The organism is Galbibacter marinus, assembly GCF_000300875.1.
Taxonomy (GTDB): Bacteria; Bacteroidota; Bacteroidia; order Flavobacteriales; family Flavobacteriaceae; genus Galbibacter; species Galbibacter marinus.
The window spans coordinates 16,052-34,270 of record NZ_AMSG01000018.1 but is presented as its reverse complement, the minus strand read 5'-3'; the positions used below and the strand labels follow the sequence as shown (position 1 = coordinate 34,270).

The window sequence follows — 18,219 nt, the reverse complement described above, 5'->3', positions numbered from 1 at the left end:
GGCAATTATCTTTGACTATCATTGAGAAAAAAAATATGAAGTTTTTAAGAAATTTATTAGCAGCAATTTTAGGGACCCTAATTGCTTTTGGAATTGCATTTATGTTTTTCCTTATAATCGCTACCATAGCTGGAAGTGCTGAACAACCAATTATTGTAAAAGACAATTCCATACTAGAGATTGCCTTCGATCAGCCACTAAAGGACTACGGAGGTAAATACAAGTTTACGGATTTGGACTATCAGTTTGAGGAGTACAATGGGGTGAATAATGTTTTATTTGCCATAAAAAATGCAGCTGAAGATCATAAAATAAAAGGAATTAGTATTCACAGTTCTTTTCTAACCACGGGTGCAGCTACCACAAAATCGATCAGAGATGCTATATTAGAGTTTAAAGAATCTGGGAAGTTTGTTTATGCCTATGGTGATATGTACATGCAAAAAGATTATTATTTAGCCTCTGTTGCAGATTCTGTATTTTTAAACCCTACTGGAACATTAGATTTTCGTGGACTTTCCTCTGAAGTATTGTTTTTTAAAGAACTTCAAGAAAATTCAGGAATAAAAATGGAGGTGATAAGACACGGGAAATACAAAAGCGCTGTTGAGCCCTTTCTGTCCAACACCATGAGTCCTGAAAACAGACAACAAATTTCAGAATTGCTACTCTCTGTATGGGATACATACTTAGAGGACATCGGAGAAAGTAGATCTATGACAAAACAAGAGCTCAATACCTATGCGGATAATTTGGCCACTAGAACCCCAGAGCTTGCACTTGAAAATAATTTTGTCGATGGTCTTGCCTATATGGATCAATATATAAGTTCAATTAAGCAGCAATTAGGGCTTTCTTCAGACCAAGATTTAGACCATATTAATATTTTGGATTACGCAGAGTATGCCTCCAAAATATTAAAAAAGAAGGAGAATGATAGAATCGCCATAATCTATGCTCAAGGGGAGATAGGCTATGGAAAAGGAAATGACAATTACATCGGACAAGACATCATGTTTAAGTCCCTTAAAAAAGCTAGAGAAGATGAGCGCATTAAAGCCATCGTACTCCGAATTAATTCACCTGGTGGAATGGCCATCACCTCAGATATTATTTGGAGAGAAATCCAAGTGACAAAAGAAATAAAACCAGTGATCATATCAATGGGAGATTTGGCAGCATCTGGAGGATATTATATGGCTGTTGCTGGTGATAAAATATTTGCTGAACCAAGTACTATAACGGGATCAATAGGGGTCTTTGCTACCATACCAAATGTGAGTAATTTGGCGGAAAATTGGGGAATTAATGCCGAACAAGTCAATACCAATAAAAACTCTACTGCTTATAGCGTTTTTGAGCCAGCATCGGAAGACTTCAAAGACTATATGAAAACGGGTATTGAGGACTTTTATCAAACATTCTTAAAAAAAGTAGCTCAAGGTAGATCTATGTCTATCTCAGAGGTGGATGCAGTAGCTCAAGGCCGAGTTTGGACAGGTGAACAAGCTTTAGAGAAAGGTTTGGTAGACGAGATAGGCGGTCTTGACGATGCGATTCAGTACGCCGTTAGTTCCACTGGTATTAGCACCTATAGCATTGAAAACTACCCGGTATATGAGACCTCAATTGAGGAACTCCTCAGAGGGTTGTCTGGTTTTGGCTTTGCACAAACCAAGGAAGAACTGTTAAAAGAAGAACTGGGAGAAGAATTTTATAAGGTAATGCAGCAATTAAAAGCAGTTGGTACCAAAAAAGGCGTACAAGCAAGATTGCCTTTTGAGATCACCATACATTAATGAGGTAACCCAATTTATTTTCGATCTAAAAATTTAGTTTCTAATCACAATAGGAATCTTAGAGCTTTCTAAGGCCATAAGGTCTATGGAAGCTCTATTTGATTTGATATTTCCCAAGGTAGGAACGCCACTTTTAAAATTTTGCAAGTAATACACTCCCTTATACAGTTTTTGATTTAAAAATTCACTCATCGTTATGATATCAGCTGAGGTGAGAAGACTCTGGTGTACAGTAGTTCGAACCTCGAATGGTATATCATTTAAGAGCAAAAGCTCTAAAGTAGCAGAGAATTCCTTAAAAAACCTTCCACCAGTTATAGCGATTTCTTTATCAGGCATGGCCTTAAAATCCAAGGCCACATAATCTATTAATTTATCGCTAAGCAAAGAATCAAGCACTTCTGTCTTACTGCCATTGGTATCCACTTTAACTAAAAAGCCCAACTTTCTTACCGAAGTAACAAATTCTATAAAATGAGTGTGTAAGGTGCATTCACCACCACTCATCACCACCCCATTTAACAAATCAATTCGAGTTTTTAGAAATCCCAGGGCATCTTTATACCTAAGGGTACCTTTGCCTAAAACGATATCAGGGTTATAACAATATGAACACCTCATGTTACAACCGCTAAACCAAAAAATGCAGGCTGGATGCCCTGGGAAATCAAGTAGGGTAAAGGGGGTAATTGAGTAAATGCTTTTAGCAGTTCTCTCTAAAATGTTTACGTTGCTTGTGTTCACCTTTTTTTCCGATATTAAAACTTTCAACAGGTCTGTGGTATCCCATTACTCTGGTATATACCAAACACTTGGTTCGTAATTCATTTAAGGAGCTTAAATCTTTTTGTAGGACTGTTTTCATTATTTTAAAATTTAAGGTCTGATTCCTCTCAGACAGTTAGTATATCTAGTTTTCGAAATTCCATAGAAGATGCCTTATCTCTTATTTTGTCAATACTTCCAATTCCGACTCCATTTTATCCAAAAGTACCTGATCACACTGCGGACAATATTCATGTTCTCCATTTAGATACCCATGTACTGGACATATACTAAAAACAGGGGTGAGAGTGATGTAAGGGAGTTTAAATTTTGTCAGAACAGTTTTTACAAACTCACGGCAAGACTCCAGAGAACTGATTTTTTCATTCATGTACAAATGAAGCACCGTTCCCCCTGTATACTTACATTGTAATTCATCCTGCATTAGTAAAGCTTCAAAAGGATCCTCGGTATAATCTACAGGCAATTGTGAGCTATTGGTGTAATACGGATTTTCGGGTGTCCCCGCCTGTATAATATTTGGATATCGTTTTAAATCTTCCTTTGCAAATCTATAGGTTGTACCTTCAGCCGGGGTGGCTTCAAGATTGTACAAATTCCCAGTCTCTTTTTGAAATGTTTGTAAACGCTTACGTATATGATCGAGGATCTCTAGGGCCATTTCATGTCCAAAGTGATCGGTTAAATCGTGACGATCCTTTGTGAAGTTTCTCACCATTTCATTCATCCCATTGACGCCAATGGTGGAAAAATGATTTCTAAAATGAGTCAAATAACGACGCGTATAAGGATATAAGCCCCGATCAAACATCTGTTGGACAAATACCCGTTTTTTCTCCAGTGTTGACTTGGCTAAATCCAATAAATGATCCATGGCCTGAAATAATGCTTGTTTCTTACCAGGGTATAAAAAACCTAACCTAGCCATATTAAGAGTTACTACACCAAGACTACCTGTCATTTCGGCGCTTCCAAAAAGACCATTTCCGCGCTTTAAAAGTTCACGAAGGTCCAGTTGAAGTCTACAACACATGCTTCTTACGGCATTAGGAGCATAGGCGTTTGGATTAGGAACACGCTCTCCTTTATCGTTTAACACATACTGACTTCCTATAAAATTTTGAAAGTAAGACGAGCCTATTTTTGCGGTATTTTCAAACAAAATATCTGTGTTAGGACCATGCCAATCAAAGTCTTCTGTAATATTCACTGTTGGAATAGGGAAGGTAAATGGCTGCCCAGAGGCATCTCCCTCAGTCATGACTTGGTAATAGGCTCTATTTATCAATTGCATTTCGTGGCTAAAATGTTCATACCTTAACTCAGAAAGATCCTCTGCGCCTCTTTCCTTAGCTAGTTCCAATAATATTTGATTATCTACCCCTTCAAACAAGTGTTTGCCTTGGCGGGTAGGAATTTGCGTTTTTAAATCCTCAGGAACCACCCAATCCAAAGTAATGTTAGTAAAGGGTGATTGACCCCAACGTGCCGGAACGTTGAGGTTGTAGACAAAGCTACGCACCGCCTTTAATATTTCTTCGAAGCAAAGTTGATCTTTAAAAACATAGGGAGCTAAATAAGTGTCAAAGGAACTAAATGCCTGAGCTCCTGCCCATTCACTTTGTAGAATTCCTAGAAAGTTAGCCATTTGCCCCAGCGCCTCCCTAAGGTGATTTGGAGGACGACTTTCCACGCGACCCCGTACACCATTAAAACCCTCATCAAGCAGTACCCTTAAGCTCCATCCAGCACAATAACCTGTCAAACAATCCAGATCATGTATATGTAAATCTCCACAACGGTGTGCCTGGCCTTCTATTTTGGAATAAACTTGGTCCAGCCAATAATTGGCGATTAATTTCCCCGCAGCATTGTTGACAAGTCCTGCGTTGGAGTAGGAGGTGTTTGCATTGGCGTTAATTCTCCAATCGGTTTGTTCGATATATTCAGCTACTGACTGAGTGCTGTCCACATAGGTGGTGAAGGGATTAAAACCAGCACTGTTTTCTCGTTGCATTTTACGAGTGTAACGGTACAGGGTAAAAGAACGCAAAACTTCAAAATATCCAGCATCAAAAAGTTCTCTTTCAATGGAATCCTGAATATCTTCCACCGATAGTACGGTTTTTTGCTCTATTTTACGCATAAGTCGATTATAGACCTTCGTATCGGTGGTCTGTTGAACGCTACTAAAGGCTTTATCCAAAGCGATGAGTATTTTATAACCTTCCAAAGGCACATAGGCACCTGACCTTTTAACAACTACGTTTTTCATTGGACTTTTAACTATTGATTTGCCATTATTATTTATTGGTGTTTCACAAATTTATAAATAATAAGATAAAATTGTCCTTTTTAATAAATTACTAATTAACAATCCAGTAGCCTCTTTGGTTAATAACGATATTAACAGTTAAAACCCCTTATTGTTCATAAGCTCGTATCCTACGATAAATCATATTAATAGCAAGGGTATCTTAAGGAGAAACAGGGCAAAATATTGTGTGATATCCTTAGCTGTTATTTACTGGAAGTTGGTAGGAGAGAGGTTAGATTGAATTTGTAAACTCAGGGTTATGGATTATTCCAGTTACAAGCTAATCTATAGCCGTATTCTATTCGTATATAAGACGAAACATTAAATTTTTATTAAATTCTAAGGCATTGTAGGGGAAATGCTGCAAATTTGTGTAAACTGAAACGAATCCCCAAAAAAGTTACAAATGAAAAAGATTCTAAAAATATCCACTATAACAATCGCTGTGATTGTTGTTTTATTACTGATCGCCCCATTTTTATTTCAGGGGAAGATCATTAAAATAGTGAAACAAACGGTAAATGAGAATATTAATGCAAAATTTGAATTTGCGGAGGCCAACATTAGTTTTCTTAGAAACTTCCCAAATGTTTCAGTAGGGATTGAGGAGTTGAGTATCATTAACAATGCCCCTTTTGAAGGAGATACCTTGGTATATGCCGATAAAGCGCATTTAAGCGTTCCTTTTATGCAAATCTTCAATAAAGCTGGTGAGCCATATAGTATCAATAGTTTTGAAATTGACGGGGCGGTGGTAAACATTCTAACTGATGAAAATGGAAATGTAAACTACGATATAGCCAAAGAATCAGATGCGAAAGGCCCATCTAAACCGCAAGATCAGCAAGACGAAACAGCTCCGCAAAGCGATCAGGCCGTTTCATTTTCTGTGGAGCGTTATCAGATTACAGATTCTAAGATAACGTATTACGACCAGCCAGGAAAGATGTATTTTGAACTCGATGAGTTTAATCATTCAGGTAAGGGAGATTTATCCACTAGCATATCAGAGTTAGACACCCAGACCTCCACCCTTATATCCTTTGAAATGGACAGTGTGAACTATTTGGATAAAAATCCACTGAAGCTTGATGCGGTGATCGGAGTGGATTTAGATCAAAATAAATACACCTTTTTAGATAACAAAGCTATTATTAATCAACTTGAATTGGTGTTTGACGGCTTTGTACAAGTGAATGAGGATAACCAGCAAGTGGATATTAATTTTAAAACACCTTCTACAGATTTTAAAAATTTCCTAGCCGTTATTCCAAAGGAATACTCAAAGGATATATCTAATGTAGAAACCACAGGTGATTTTAGTATTGTTGGAGAATTAAGTGGTGTCATTGACCAAGATCATATTCCAAGTTTTGATATTTCAATAGCTTCAGACAATGCTTCTTTTAAGTATCCAGACCTGCCTGAGGCGGTTAAAAATATCAATATAGATGCCAGAATAGCCAATGAGACAGGGATTGTAGAAAATACCTATGTTGCTATTAATAAATTGGATTTTCAGATAGCTCAGGATGTTTTTAGCGCACAGGCACAAATAAAAAACATCATGGATAATCCACTAGTTGATGCAGGCTTAAAGGGGCGAATTAATCTAGCGAATCTTTCCCAGGCTTATCCATTTGATTTGGATGCACCTCTAAAAGGAATTTTAGATGCCAATATAAACACCAATTTTGATATGAATTCTATCGAAAAGGGTCAATATCAGAATACTAAAAATAATGGAACTTTATCCTTAAAAGGATTTGAGTACAGCTCCGAGGAACTCAAAAATCCTGTAGCCATTGACAACGCCGCGTTGGCATTTTCTGCTGGGGACGTGAAACTGAATAGTTTTGTAGCAAAGACTGGACAAACCGACCTTTCTGCTACAGGAGCCATCGAAAATTTGTTGGGATATATGTTTAATAAGGAAACTTTGAAAGGGAACTTTGATTTACATTCCAACACCTTTGCTATTAATGATTTTATGATGGCCTCTAGCGAAGAAGAAACTTCCTCAGAGTCTAGCTCAGAGACGCAAAGCCCTCCTAAAACAGAGCAACCCGCAGGACAAAGCTCTGAAGAGGAGATCAAAATCCCATCTTTTCTAGATGCAACTATAAATGCCAAGGCTAACAATGTTATTTACGATAACCTGACATTAAAGGATGTTTCCGGAACATTGGTTATAAGAGATCAGACTGTATCTTTAAAAAATGTAACCTCTAGTATATTTGGTGGTTTGCTGGCTTTAAATGGGTCTGTTTCAACCAAAGAAGCAGTGCCTGCTTTTAATCTGGATCTTGGGATGAATAACTTTAGTATTGCGCAATCCTTCCAAGGCTTGGAGATATTACAAGCAGTAGCGCCTATTGCCGATGCCCTAACAGGGACTTTAAATTCTTCCTTTGATATAAAAGGAAATTTGAATTCGGATTTTACGCCAAACTTATTGTCGATCTCAGGTAATGCCCTTGCCGAGGCTCTAATTAGTGGAGTGGATCCTGAAAAGGGGAAACTCTTAAGTGTCTTGAGTCAAAAGGTTGATTTTTTAAAGGCTACTGAGGAAAATACCAGAGATGTAAAGGCGTCCCTTACATTTGATAATGGGAAAGTCAATGTAAAACCATTCTCCTTTAAAGTGAAAGACATCGATGTGGAAGTAGCAGGATCTCATGGATTTGATAAATCCATGGCCTATAATGTGAGCTTTGATGTTCCTGCAAAGTATTTAGGAGAGGATGTCTCTAAGGTCTTAGCACAACTAAATGATCCCAATGCAGAAAATATGGCCGTGCCAGTAACTGCAACTATCGGAGGATCCTATACCAATCCTACCATCTCAACGGATCTTGGGTCGATGGCGAGTGAACTTACCAAACAACTTATCGAGCAACAAAAACAAAAACTGATCGGTAAAGGAAGTGATAAATTAAAAGAAGCCTTAGGTGGTATTCTAGGGGGAAGTAAAACCGCTGATAGTACCTCCACGGCCACAAGTGATACGGTACAAACTTCTAAAAACGATCAAATTAAAAACACTGCAGGAAAGCTACTTCAAGGGCTTCTAGGTAAAAAAGATAAGGATACGGTGAACTAAAAAAAAATGGTAATGTGCTGAACATCTTCATTTTGTAGGTGTTTGGATGCTCATGGCCGTTGATGGTCTAAATAATTTAGTTATTTGGATTATTATAAGAATATTTAAAGGACAGTAATTGTTGAATTTGTTTTCAATTACTGTCCTTTTAACATTCACAACATACCATTTTAGCCAATGCACCAACACTCCCTTTTTGTCCTAATTGCTTTATTAGCATGCTTTTCTCTTGAGATTAGTGCACAATCCATTACCCCTAAAACCTACACAGCCTATACGGTGAGCGACTCTATTACCATTGACGGCCTTGCTAAGGAGAAGTCGTGGGAGCTTGCCCCTTGGTCAAGTGAATTTGTAGATATTAAAGGGCATGAAAGGCCTCTCTACAATACCCAATTAAAAATGCTTTGGGATACAAATTACCTCTATGTGTATGTGCAAATGGAGGAGCCTCACATTTGGGGAACTTTAAAAAAACGCGATACGGTTATCTTTTACAATAATGATTTTGAAATCTTTATTGATCCCGATGGAGATACTCATAATTATATGGAGCTTGAAATTAATGCCTTAAATACCCTGTGGGATTTGTTTTTAACCAAACCCTACAGAGAAGGTGGTAAAGTGCTAGATCACTGGGATATTAAAGGCCTTATCTCTGCGGTATCCTATCAAGGAACCTTAAATGATGCAACCGATGTTGATACCTCATGGAGTCTAGAGTTGGCCATTCCATGGGAGGCCCTAAGAGAAGGAGGGGGTCCGATTCCAGAGGATAACTTTTGGCGAATAAATTTCTCCAGAGTGCAATGGCAATTTGAGCTAGAGCAAAACCGCTATACTCGTAAAAGAGATTCTGCAGGAAAGTACCTAGATGAATTCAATTGGGTTTGGTCACCACAAGGCGTAGTCAATATGCACGAGCCCGAACATTGGGGATACGTGTATTTTTCATCTAACTCAATATCTAAAACGGGACACAAGGATTTTCAGATCCCAAAGGATGAGAAAATAAAATGGGAAATGTACAAGCTCTATAGGGCACAAAATGCTTATTATCATAATCACCAGCACTGGGCATCTAGTATATCAGACTTGGAATTAGAAACCCTAAGAGTAGAAGGAGCACTTTTGCAACCAGAATTACAATTGCACGATACGGGATATAATATAACTGTTAAAAGTCCCTTTACTTCGAATCTTCTGATCATTCGCGAAGATGGATATTTTACAACTAAAACTAAACGCTAAAATTTTTAAAAATCATGAAAACTAACCACGCATTGTATCTATTAACGGCCTTGATTTTACTCGGCTGTCAAGAAAAGCAGTCTAAAACTATAGAAGCTGATCTTACCCAAAAGACAGAGCGTATCGATCAAAAAGAATTTAAATATTGGACTTGGATTACCGCGGACCAAAAGAGAAGTGATTCCTCTTATGTAGCAGAATTTACAAAATATAAATCTCACGGCATTGATGCTGTCCTGATTAATACCCACACAGATCCACAGTTATTACAAAGGCTAACTCCGATAGCCAAAGACCAAGGATTGGAGGTTCATGCTTGGATTATGGCCATGAATCGCCCTGGAGATTCGATCGCCTTACAACATCCCGAGTGGTATGCGGTGAGTGGTGATGGAAACTCCTGTTTCGACACAAGACCTTATGTGGATTACTACCAGTGGCTATGTCCCACTAGAAAACCAGCTCGGGAGCATGTGCTAAATTTAGTAGAACAGCTGGCTAAAGTAGACGGGATAGCCACAGTACATTTGGATTACATCCGGTACTCTGATATTTTCCTGCCTGTGGGTCTATTGCCAAAGTATGATTTAACCCAGGATACGGAACTCCCAGAATTTGATTTTTGCTATTGTGATGTATGTGTTGAGAAGTTTGAGAAAATCCATCATAAAAACCCACGTGATTTTTCAAACCCAGCCATTGATATGGAGTGGAAGCAATTTCGATTAAATCAAATTAAAGCAGTTGTGAATGATGCTTATGAGATTGTTCACAAACATGGAAAGAAATTAAGCGCTGCGGTGTTTCCGTATCCAGAAATGGCCGATCATATGGTACGTCAGCGCTGGGATAAATGGAATATCGATATCGTTCTTCCTATGATCTATCACAATTTCTATAACGAAGAGATTGATTGGATAGGATATGCCACTGGGCAAGGAGTTGCAGATCTTAAAGGAAGACCTACAGAATTACATACCGGAATTTTTGTTCCTCCAATGACTGCTCAAGAGTTAGAACAAGCCATTGAGCTAGCTAAGGAAAATGGCGCCAAGGGAATTTCATTTTTTGACGGGGGAGCCTTAACAAAAGAACAGCTTTCTGCCATTAAGGTGTCCCAATAATTAAAACATTACACACTTAGGAGAATTAAATCGCAATGCCATTTTAACTGGATACAAATATTAAATGTAAAATTTACTTTAAATCACCTCAAAATCAGTTAAAAATAAAACTTTTAAAGTCCCGAATTTAGTATTACTAAAACCATTTATGTGATTTTTAAATGGCTTTGTATGGCATTTGTTGTCGTTTGTTTTCAAAGCCCTGTTGTTGGTCGAAATAATTTAGAAACCATTAAGTATTTTTTAACATTTATGTAGACTATATTATCCTTATTTATATAAGGCTAGCAACAATTAAATATAAAAACTAACTTAAACTTCAATTTTATGCGTAAGAGACTTTTATTTTTTACGATGTTTTCCTGGCTGTTATTCAGTATTCAGCTCAATGCTCAAGAAAAAAGCATTTCTGGTACGGTAACAAGTCAAGAGGATGGTCTTCCCTTACCTGGTGCTACAGTAGCAATTAAAGGAACAAATTTAGGGACCTCGACAGATTTTGACGGTAATTTTACCTTAGATCAAGTTTCAGAACAAGCCGTTCTAGAAATCTCTATGATCGGGTTTAGCACACAGGAGGTTTCTGTGGCGGGAAGAAACTCTTTCTCAATTTCCCTTAGCGCAGACACCCAACAACTCGATGAGGTGGTGGTCACCTCCTTAGGACTTACAAGAAAACGTAAATCTTTAGGATATTCGGTTACTGAGGTTGATGGAGAAAGCGTTTCTTTAGTAAAGGAATCTAACGTTGCCAGTTCTCTAGCTGGTAAGGTGGCTGGGGTGGTAGTTTCCAAATCAACCTCTGGAGTCGGAGGTGGAACTCGGGTAGTAATTCGAGGGAACAATTCCATTACAGGGAATAACCAACCGCTTTATGTGGTCGATGGGGTTCCTATCGACAATACCGCATTACAGTCTTCTAATGGTTCTGAATATTCTATTCCTGATATGGGGAATGGGATTTCTGATATTAATCCAGATGATATCGCGAGCATGTCCATTTTAAAAGGACCAAATGCAGCTGCCCTTTATGGATCTAGAGCAAGTAATGGGGTGATTATCATCACCACCAAAAGTGGACGTCAAACCAAAGGTTTGGGGATTTCTTATACATCAAGTGTGACCTTCGATACTCCATTAGTTTTGCCGAATTACCAAAACCAATACGGTCGTGGAACTGATGGTAACTTCCCACAAATTGACCAATCGGCTGATTTAAATTCACGCGTTAGTACAGTAAAGAGTCACAGCTCATGGGGACCGCGTTTTGACGGTTCAATGCGACTGGCATACAATGGTGAGATGCGACCCTATTCTGCACAACCTAATAATGTTAAAGATTTTTTTGAAACAGGTTCTAGTTACATCAATACGATCGCTTTAAATGCTGGTTCAGACAAAGCTACCGTGTACTTCTCATACACAAATTCGGACTTGGAATCCATATTGCCTAATTCCGGTGTTAAACGAAACAACTTTAACCTAAGAGGAACAGCGAATCTTTCTGATAAATTATCACTAGATGCCAAGGTAACTTATTTTAAGCAAGAAGCCAACAACAGGCCAGCTCAAGGTACTGAAGGAGTAGTGGCTTATGTTTGGCCTCTGGTAAGAAATGTGAACATCAATGATTTAAAGACCTATCAAGATCTAACCAATCCTTTAGATCCAACTAGACCTTATTCTGTTATTGCACCAACATCTAATGGAGGAAACCCATACTGGATGTTGCAAAATGACCACAATGCCGATTTTAGAACCAGAATTACAGGATTTGCGAAATTAAACTATCAATTCAACGACTGGTTGTCTGCTTTTGCAAGGGTAGGTACTGATGCGATTTCTGTAGAGACAGAAGGTTATGAGGCTACGGGTCATCACTTTTTTTACGATGGTAGAATCCGTTTTAGCCAAAATGACAATACTGAGACCAACTATGATTTCTTATTGATGTTCAACAAAGACATCGGTTCTAAATTTAATATTGCCGCTAATGCTGGTGGTAATATGAGGCACTCCACTTATAAATCAAGTGGAACCAACGGATTTGATTTTAAAATACCTGGTCGTTATTTTCTAGATAATACAGATGGAACCCAATTAACAGCCTATCAAACCGATAAAGTTGAAAAGCGAGTGAATTCCCTATATGGTTCAGCATCCTTTTCATATAATGATATGGTTTATTTAGATTTAACGGCAAGAAATGATTGGTCTTCTACGCTTCCAAAAGAAAATCAATCCTATTTCTATTCTTCGGCAAGTGTAAGTGTGCTGCTCAATGAGATTTTTAATTTAGAAGATGCCAATATCGATCTTTTAAAACTAAAGGCAAGTACCGCAAGCGTAGGTAATGATACAGATTCTCAGCAAATCGTCAATGTTTTTAAAGTAGCTGCAAATGGCTACCTAGGAAATACTCAGATAACACGTGAGAATATTAAATTCAGCGAAAGCCTTAGACCTGAAGACGTTACCTCGCAGGAAGTAGGGTTGGAATTACAAGCTTTTAGAAATCGACTTTATGCTGATTTCGCGTATTACCAAATCAGTAGTAAGGATTTAATTTTTGATGTCCCAGTAGATCCAGGAACAGGATATGGGTTCTTTAGAGAGAACGTAGGGGAGATTACCAACAAAGGATTTGAATTATTAGTTGGTGGAACGCCAGTTGATAACGAGAACTTCACATGGAATACTTCCTTTAATATAGCAAAAAATGAAAATGAATTAGTAAGTCTTATTGATGGCCAGGACAACTTTACCTTTAGTTCAAGTAATAGTGGTATAGTAGATGTAAGGGCTGAAGTCGGTGATGGTTATGGTGATATTTACACTACAGATTGGCTTCGAAATGAAGCAGGTGAACTTATATTGACAGCTGAAGGACGTCCTCAAGCAACCGCTGAGCGTATTAAAATGGGTAATTATCAGCCTGATTTAACTGGTGGATTTACAAATACCTTTCGATACAAGGATTTTACCTTGAATGCTTTAGTGGACTTTAGAATCGGTGGTGAAGTATTCTCTGCAACCGATGCAGGTTTAGATGCTAGTGGTGTATCAGAGCGCTCTTTACTATACCGAGAGGACGGTGTGGTTGTTCCAGGGGTTATTGATGATGGTGAGGGTAATTTCTCTGCTAATTCAATTAGAATTTCTGCTCAGGATTATTGGGGATCTGTCAGTGGAGTTGGTTCCGAGTATGTGTACTCGCAAACCAATGTTCGTTTGAGAGAACTTAGTTTAACCTATAATTTACCAGCTAGGTTTTTAGATAAAAGCTTCTTTACAGACCTTTCTTTAAGTGCAGTGGGTCGTAACCTATTCTTCTTCTATAAGGAGACTGATAACTTTGATCCAGAATCTTCTTATTCTACCTCGAACTTAGGACAGGGAGTATTGTATTATGCACTACCTACTACCAAAAGTATCGGACTTAGTTTAAATGTAAAATTCTAAAAATGTACACGATGAAAAAATTATCATATATAACAGGCCTTTTATGCCTCATTATTGCAGTGGGTTGTACAAAGGATTTTGAGGAAATTAATAGAGACTCTCAGGGTTTTGATTCTGATGAGGTTAGTGCAAAATACTTTTTAACCAATTCTCAGGTAGGGTTATATGCTCCAAGCAGGTTTGAGTATTGGAGAGCACATTTGATCAATTCTGATCGTTATGCTGGACATGTTGACTTTGGTTTTAATCAAGGCTGGTGGGCTGGTGAATTAGGCTATAAGTACGATGTGGCCTATACCGATGCAGCCTATGGATGGTTAGCTGGTTATTTTGGAAATATTAAAGCCTTCGCAGACTTTACCAAAGAAGGTGGTGAATTTGAAAACCAGTATATGTTTGCCATGTCTTTGATAATGAAGAGCTTGTACTTCCAGATGTACACCGATACCTTTGGGATGGTCCCATTTTCTGAGGCTGGTGTCGATGGAATCCTAACGCCCAAATACGACGCACAGATCGATATTTATAAAGGAATTATAGCGGATTTAGATCAGGCTATGACTATCATTGGAGACGCGGAGCGTACAGGTTTAGGGATTGATGATGTTGGAGAAAACGATGTGTACTGTGGTGGTGATCTTCAACTTTGGAAAACACTGGCCAATAGTTTAAAACTGCGCTTAGGAATGAGAGCCTTGGGTGCTCCTGGAGCTGACTTTGCCCAGACAACGATTAACCAAGCCTTAAACCAACCACTATTGGATGCGACCACAGGTAGTGTAACTATGAGTAAGGATTATGTGATCAGCGAGTGGACTTCTTCTTCCTATGGAGATGTTTGGCATGATTTCGCAGGTTTAGGGTCGAAGTGGACCATGGGTGAGCCGTTTATAAACTTGTTGGACGATAACAATGATCCTCGTCTTCCGGTATATGCCAATCCTGCGCCTGGTGGATCCTTTGTGTTTACCAATATCAAAGAAGGTGGTTCATATACAGATCCTAACTACCAAGAGCGTGTAGATTTTATCGAATCTACTTTAATTACCGCCCAAGCGGATTACACCTTGACTGTAGATGGAGATGATATTATTATTGACCTTCCAGCAGGACAGTATATCGGTCAACCAATACGTTTGAATGCTGATATTATGCCCTATGTACGCTTTGAAATGTTCAGTACCCCAGGAGACGCCATCCTACAACCACGAGGTGATAAAGCCACTGGATATCCTGAGATTATCCTTAGCAGTGCTGAGTCCTACTTTTTACAAGCAGAAGCAGTTGTTCGTGGGATTACCTCAGGAGATGCACAAGAACTTATGGCAAAAGGAATAATTGAGGCTATGAAATTATGGGAAATCTCTGAAGGGGATGCCAATAATTATATTTCAAATAGTGCCATTGCGGATATTTCTACAGGTACAACAGAAGAAAAATTAGAAAAAATCGCCTTACAACGCTGGTTGGCAAGCTATACAGATGGCTTTGAAGCTTGGGCTATTGTTCGCGATACTGGATATCCTTCTAGTTTAGCAGCAGGAGTTTCAAACCCTGTTATTTTTGGACTTGGGACCCTTAATGGTGATTATCCGCAAAGACTTCGTTATGGATCTGGGGCACAAGCAAATCCGAATTACGCTCAGGCCGTAAGTCAACAAGGCCCAGATAATCAAGCTACCAAATTGTGGTGGGCAAAATAATGTTAATGTTTGAATTTTAGATTGCTAAAGGGACTGCTCTAAGGGGCAGTCCTTTTTGTTTGATTACCTGATAATTATCATCTTTTAGCACTGTCGGATTTGATAATTTTGTACTATTAAATGCTAGGGAAATGAGTGCAAGTCTAATTCAAAAGTATAACGTTCCAGGGCCTCGATACACGAGTTATCCGACGGTTCCGTTCTGGGATTCAACAAGCTTCGATTCGCAAAAGTGGAAAACATGCCTAAAGAGTTCTTTTACCGAGAATCAAAAAGAATTAAGCCTATATATCCATTTGCCATTTTGTGAAAGCCTCTGCACTTTTTGTGGTTGTCATAAGCGCATCACCAAAAGGCATCAGGTGGAAACCCCCTATATAGAATCCCTACTTAAAGAATGGCAATTGTATGTGAATCTTTTTGCAGATACCCCTATTGTTAAAGAAATCCACTTAGGTGGTGGAACTCCCACATTCTTTTCCCCTGAAAATTTAAAGGAGCTCATTGACGGAATTTTTAAAATTGCCAAGCAAGGCAATGATGTTGAATTCAGTTTTGAAGGGCATCCTAACAATACTAAAAGAGAACATCTACAGCTGCTATATGACCTTGGATTTCGACGCGTGAGTTATGGGGTTCAAGATTACAATCCGCGCGTTCAAAAAGCTATTAATAGAATACAACCTTTTGAAAACGTACAGCGAGTTACTGAACAATCCAGAGAAATAGGATATAGCTCAGTGAGTCACGATCTTATTTTTGGACTTCCTTTTCAAAAAAAAGAACATATTTTAGATAACATTGTAAAGACCGCTAAACTTCTTCCCGATAGAATTGCTTTTTATAGCTATGCACATGTTCCTTGGATTAAAGGAAATGGACAAAGAGGTTTTGATGAGAAAGATATTCCAAATGGAGATGAGAAACGAGAGCTCTATGAATTTGGAAAAAAACTGTTGTCCGATGCTGGATACCAGGAAATCGGAATGGATCACTTCGCTCTTAAAACAGACCCCATGTATATTGCGATGAAGCAAGGGGAGCTACATAGGAACTTTATGGGTTACACTATGCAAAATACCAATCTTTTGATCGGTTTAGGGGTTTCTAGTATTAGTGATAGCTGGTCGGCTTTTGCTCAAAATGAAAAGGACATCAATACTTATAAAGAATTGGTTGATCAAGGGGAGATACCAGTGATTAAAGGGCACGTATTATCCACTTATGACTTGACCCTGCGTCGTCATATACTTAATCTGATGTGTCAATTTCAAACAAGCTGGAAGGATGATGCCATGAAATTCGATGAATTAGATATGGTTATTGACTCTTTGCAGGAATTAAAAAATGATGGCCTACTTACCTTTAGCGATCATGGGATACAGGTGAGCGATCTTGGAAAAGCATTTATCCGTAACATTTGTATGGCCTTTGATGTGTACTTGAGAAAAAGTAAACCTGAAACCCAACTGTTTTCCTTGACAGTATAATTGGGGTGCTAAAGAATGTTTTTAATTAAGGTACAATACAACTTGGATCTGCTTTGATAAAAAGCTGTAGATTCGAGGGTGATAAATAGGGTATTCCAAGTCCCATGCCTCGTAGAATAAACATTAGCCCGATGACCACAACGGCCACCGGAATGGCTTTACTTATTTTTTGTCGCATGGAAACCGATAAGAAATTTCCCAAATAAACAGCGGTAGTCATAAGAGGCAATGTACCCAATCCAAAAAAAATCATATACAGGCCACTTTGAATAGGACTAGCAAAAGCTAAAGCTCCAAAGAGTCCCATATATACCATACCACAGGGTAGAAGCCCATTTAAAATACCAATGGAAAATAGGGCTGAGGTTCTATTTTTCTTTAGCTGTTTTCCAAGGGCTGTTTTAGCTTTAGACATCCAAGAAAAACTCCATTGGGATATTTTGCTTGCTCGAAGAAACCTCATTGGAATAAGGGCCGCTAGTATCATTATTAGACCAATTACAATAGATAAACGCTGCTGCATATCAGCTACAAACAATCCTTTTCCCAACCATCCAAATAATACCCCGAGCGACCCATAGGTTAATAGGCGCCCAAAGTGATATAGGAAAATCTGCCCTAATTTTTTAGCTGGATTTTTATGATCCAATGGAAGTAAAAATGCAATTGGTCCACACATACCTACGCAGTGCAGACTTCCTAATAATCCCAATATGAAACCTGAAAAAATCACTGTAACATTAATTTAGTTTTGAAATAATACGGTATCTGGTTCACCTCCCAGTTAATCTCTATATCCCAACGTCCTTCTAAAAGGTGCTTTGAGGGTATAAGCATTTTTGATCCTTCAAGTTTTATTGCTGTTGTAAAATCCAGTTTTTTATTAGAAGGATTGTACATGTAAACAGAACCTTTGATTTGATCATCTCGTAAATTTTCTGGAAACCCAATCAATAAGCCTTCTACTCGTTGTTTGACCTTAATGCTATAATCCATAGTAGCCGCTGCAGCTGCATTGTCGATTTTCTGCTGCAAATCCAATTCCTTTTTATAATAATCTTCTGTCACCAAATCATGTTGGTAAATTTCATTGGTATTCATTTTAATAACCAAGTACCCTATAAAGCTTATAAACATAGCAAAGGCCATAACGATTCCTGTCCCCCAGTTGAATTTCATATTGT

General features: G+C 38.3%; 12 protein-coding genes. 7 read left to right on the top strand and 5 right to left on the bottom strand.

Annotation, left to right across the window (positions count from 1 at the left end):
• Nucleotides 1-35 precede the first annotated feature (35 nt).
• Nucleotides 36-1,799: a signal peptide peptidase SppA gene (gene sppA / locus I215_RS11615; protein WP_008992164.1), complete on the top strand. Its 1,764-nt coding sequence runs from the start codon at nucleotides 36-38 to the stop codon at nucleotides 1,797-1,799.
• A 33-nt stretch (nucleotides 1,800-1,832) separates the two neighbouring features.
• On the opposite strand, the gene I215_RS11610 is transcribed toward sppA, so the two are convergent.
• From I215_RS11610 to I215_RS11605, 3 genes are all read right to left on the bottom strand, one after another.
• On the bottom strand, nucleotides 1,833-2,543 hold the full coding sequence (locus tag I215_RS11610; protein ID WP_051009185.1) for an anaerobic ribonucleoside-triphosphate reductase activating protein: 711 nt from the start codon (nucleotides 2,541-2,543) through the stop codon (nucleotides 1,833-1,835).
• On the bottom strand, nucleotides 2,503-2,664 hold the full coding sequence (gene nrdD, locus I215_RS16190) for an anaerobic ribonucleoside-triphosphate reductase (protein WP_008992162.1): 162 nt from the start codon (nucleotides 2,662-2,664) through the stop codon (nucleotides 2,503-2,505). The genes I215_RS11610 and nrdD overlap by 41 nt, the downstream gene beginning before the upstream one ends.
• Before the next feature lie 81 nt (nucleotides 2,665-2,745).
• Nucleotides 2,746-4,860 (bottom strand): ribonucleoside triphosphate reductase, encoded by a 2,115-nt coding sequence (locus I215_RS11605; RefSeq protein ID WP_008992161.1) that lies wholly within the window; start codon nucleotides 4,858-4,860, stop codon nucleotides 2,746-2,748.
• A 448-nt stretch (nucleotides 4,861-5,308) separates the two neighbouring features.
• Between I215_RS11605 and I215_RS11600 the strand changes: the two genes are divergently transcribed.
• The 6 genes from I215_RS11600 to hemN all read left to right on the top strand — a co-directional run bounded on the left by I215_RS11600 (nucleotide 5,309) and on the right by hemN (nucleotide 17,035).
• A complete protein-coding gene (locus I215_RS11600; RefSeq protein WP_008992160.1) occupies nucleotides 5,309-8,005 on the top strand; it encodes an AsmA-like C-terminal region-containing protein in 2,697 nt (898 codons plus the stop codon).
• A 177-nt stretch (nucleotides 8,006-8,182) separates the two neighbouring features.
• Complete coding sequence (locus tag I215_RS11595) at nucleotides 8,183-9,256, top strand: carbohydrate-binding family 9-like protein (protein ID WP_008992159.1); 1,074 nt, start codon at nucleotides 8,183-8,185, stop codon at nucleotides 9,254-9,256.
• Nucleotides 9,257-9,270: 14 nt separating this feature from the next.
• Nucleotides 9,271-10,380, top strand: a complete 1,110-nt coding sequence (locus I215_RS11590) for a putative glycoside hydrolase (RefSeq protein ID WP_008992158.1) — start codon at nucleotides 9,271-9,273, stop codon at nucleotides 10,378-10,380.
• 327 nt (nucleotides 10,381-10,707) lie between these two features.
• The gene (locus I215_RS11585; RefSeq protein ID WP_040460318.1) at nucleotides 10,708-13,842 is read left to right on the top strand and encodes a SusC/RagA family TonB-linked outer membrane protein; all 3,135 of its coding nucleotides are present in this window, start codon (nucleotides 10,708-10,710) and stop codon (nucleotides 13,840-13,842) included.
• Between the two features lie 11 nt (nucleotides 13,843-13,853).
• A complete protein-coding gene (locus tag I215_RS11580; protein ID WP_040460324.1) occupies nucleotides 13,854-15,545 on the top strand; it encodes a SusD/RagB family nutrient-binding outer membrane lipoprotein in 1,692 nt (563 codons plus the stop codon).
• A gap of 131 nt (nucleotides 15,546-15,676) precedes the next feature.
• Complete coding sequence (gene hemN / locus I215_RS11575; protein WP_008992155.1) at nucleotides 15,677-17,035, top strand: oxygen-independent coproporphyrinogen III oxidase; 1,359 nt, start codon at nucleotides 15,677-15,679, stop codon at nucleotides 17,033-17,035.
• Nucleotides 17,036-17,060: 25 nt separating this feature from the next.
• Here hemN and I215_RS11570 read toward each other — a convergent pair whose 3' ends face one another.
• A complete protein-coding gene (locus I215_RS11570; RefSeq protein WP_040460317.1) occupies nucleotides 17,061-17,768 on the bottom strand; it encodes a sulfite exporter TauE/SafE family protein in 708 nt (235 codons plus the stop codon).
• Nucleotides 17,765-18,214, bottom strand: coding sequence for a FixH family protein (locus I215_RS11565; protein ID WP_008992153.1), 450 nt, complete (start codon nucleotides 18,212-18,214; stop codon nucleotides 17,765-17,767). Before I215_RS11565 ends, I215_RS11570 begins: the two co-directional genes overlap by 4 nt.
• Nucleotides 18,215-18,219: the final 5 nt, after the last annotated feature.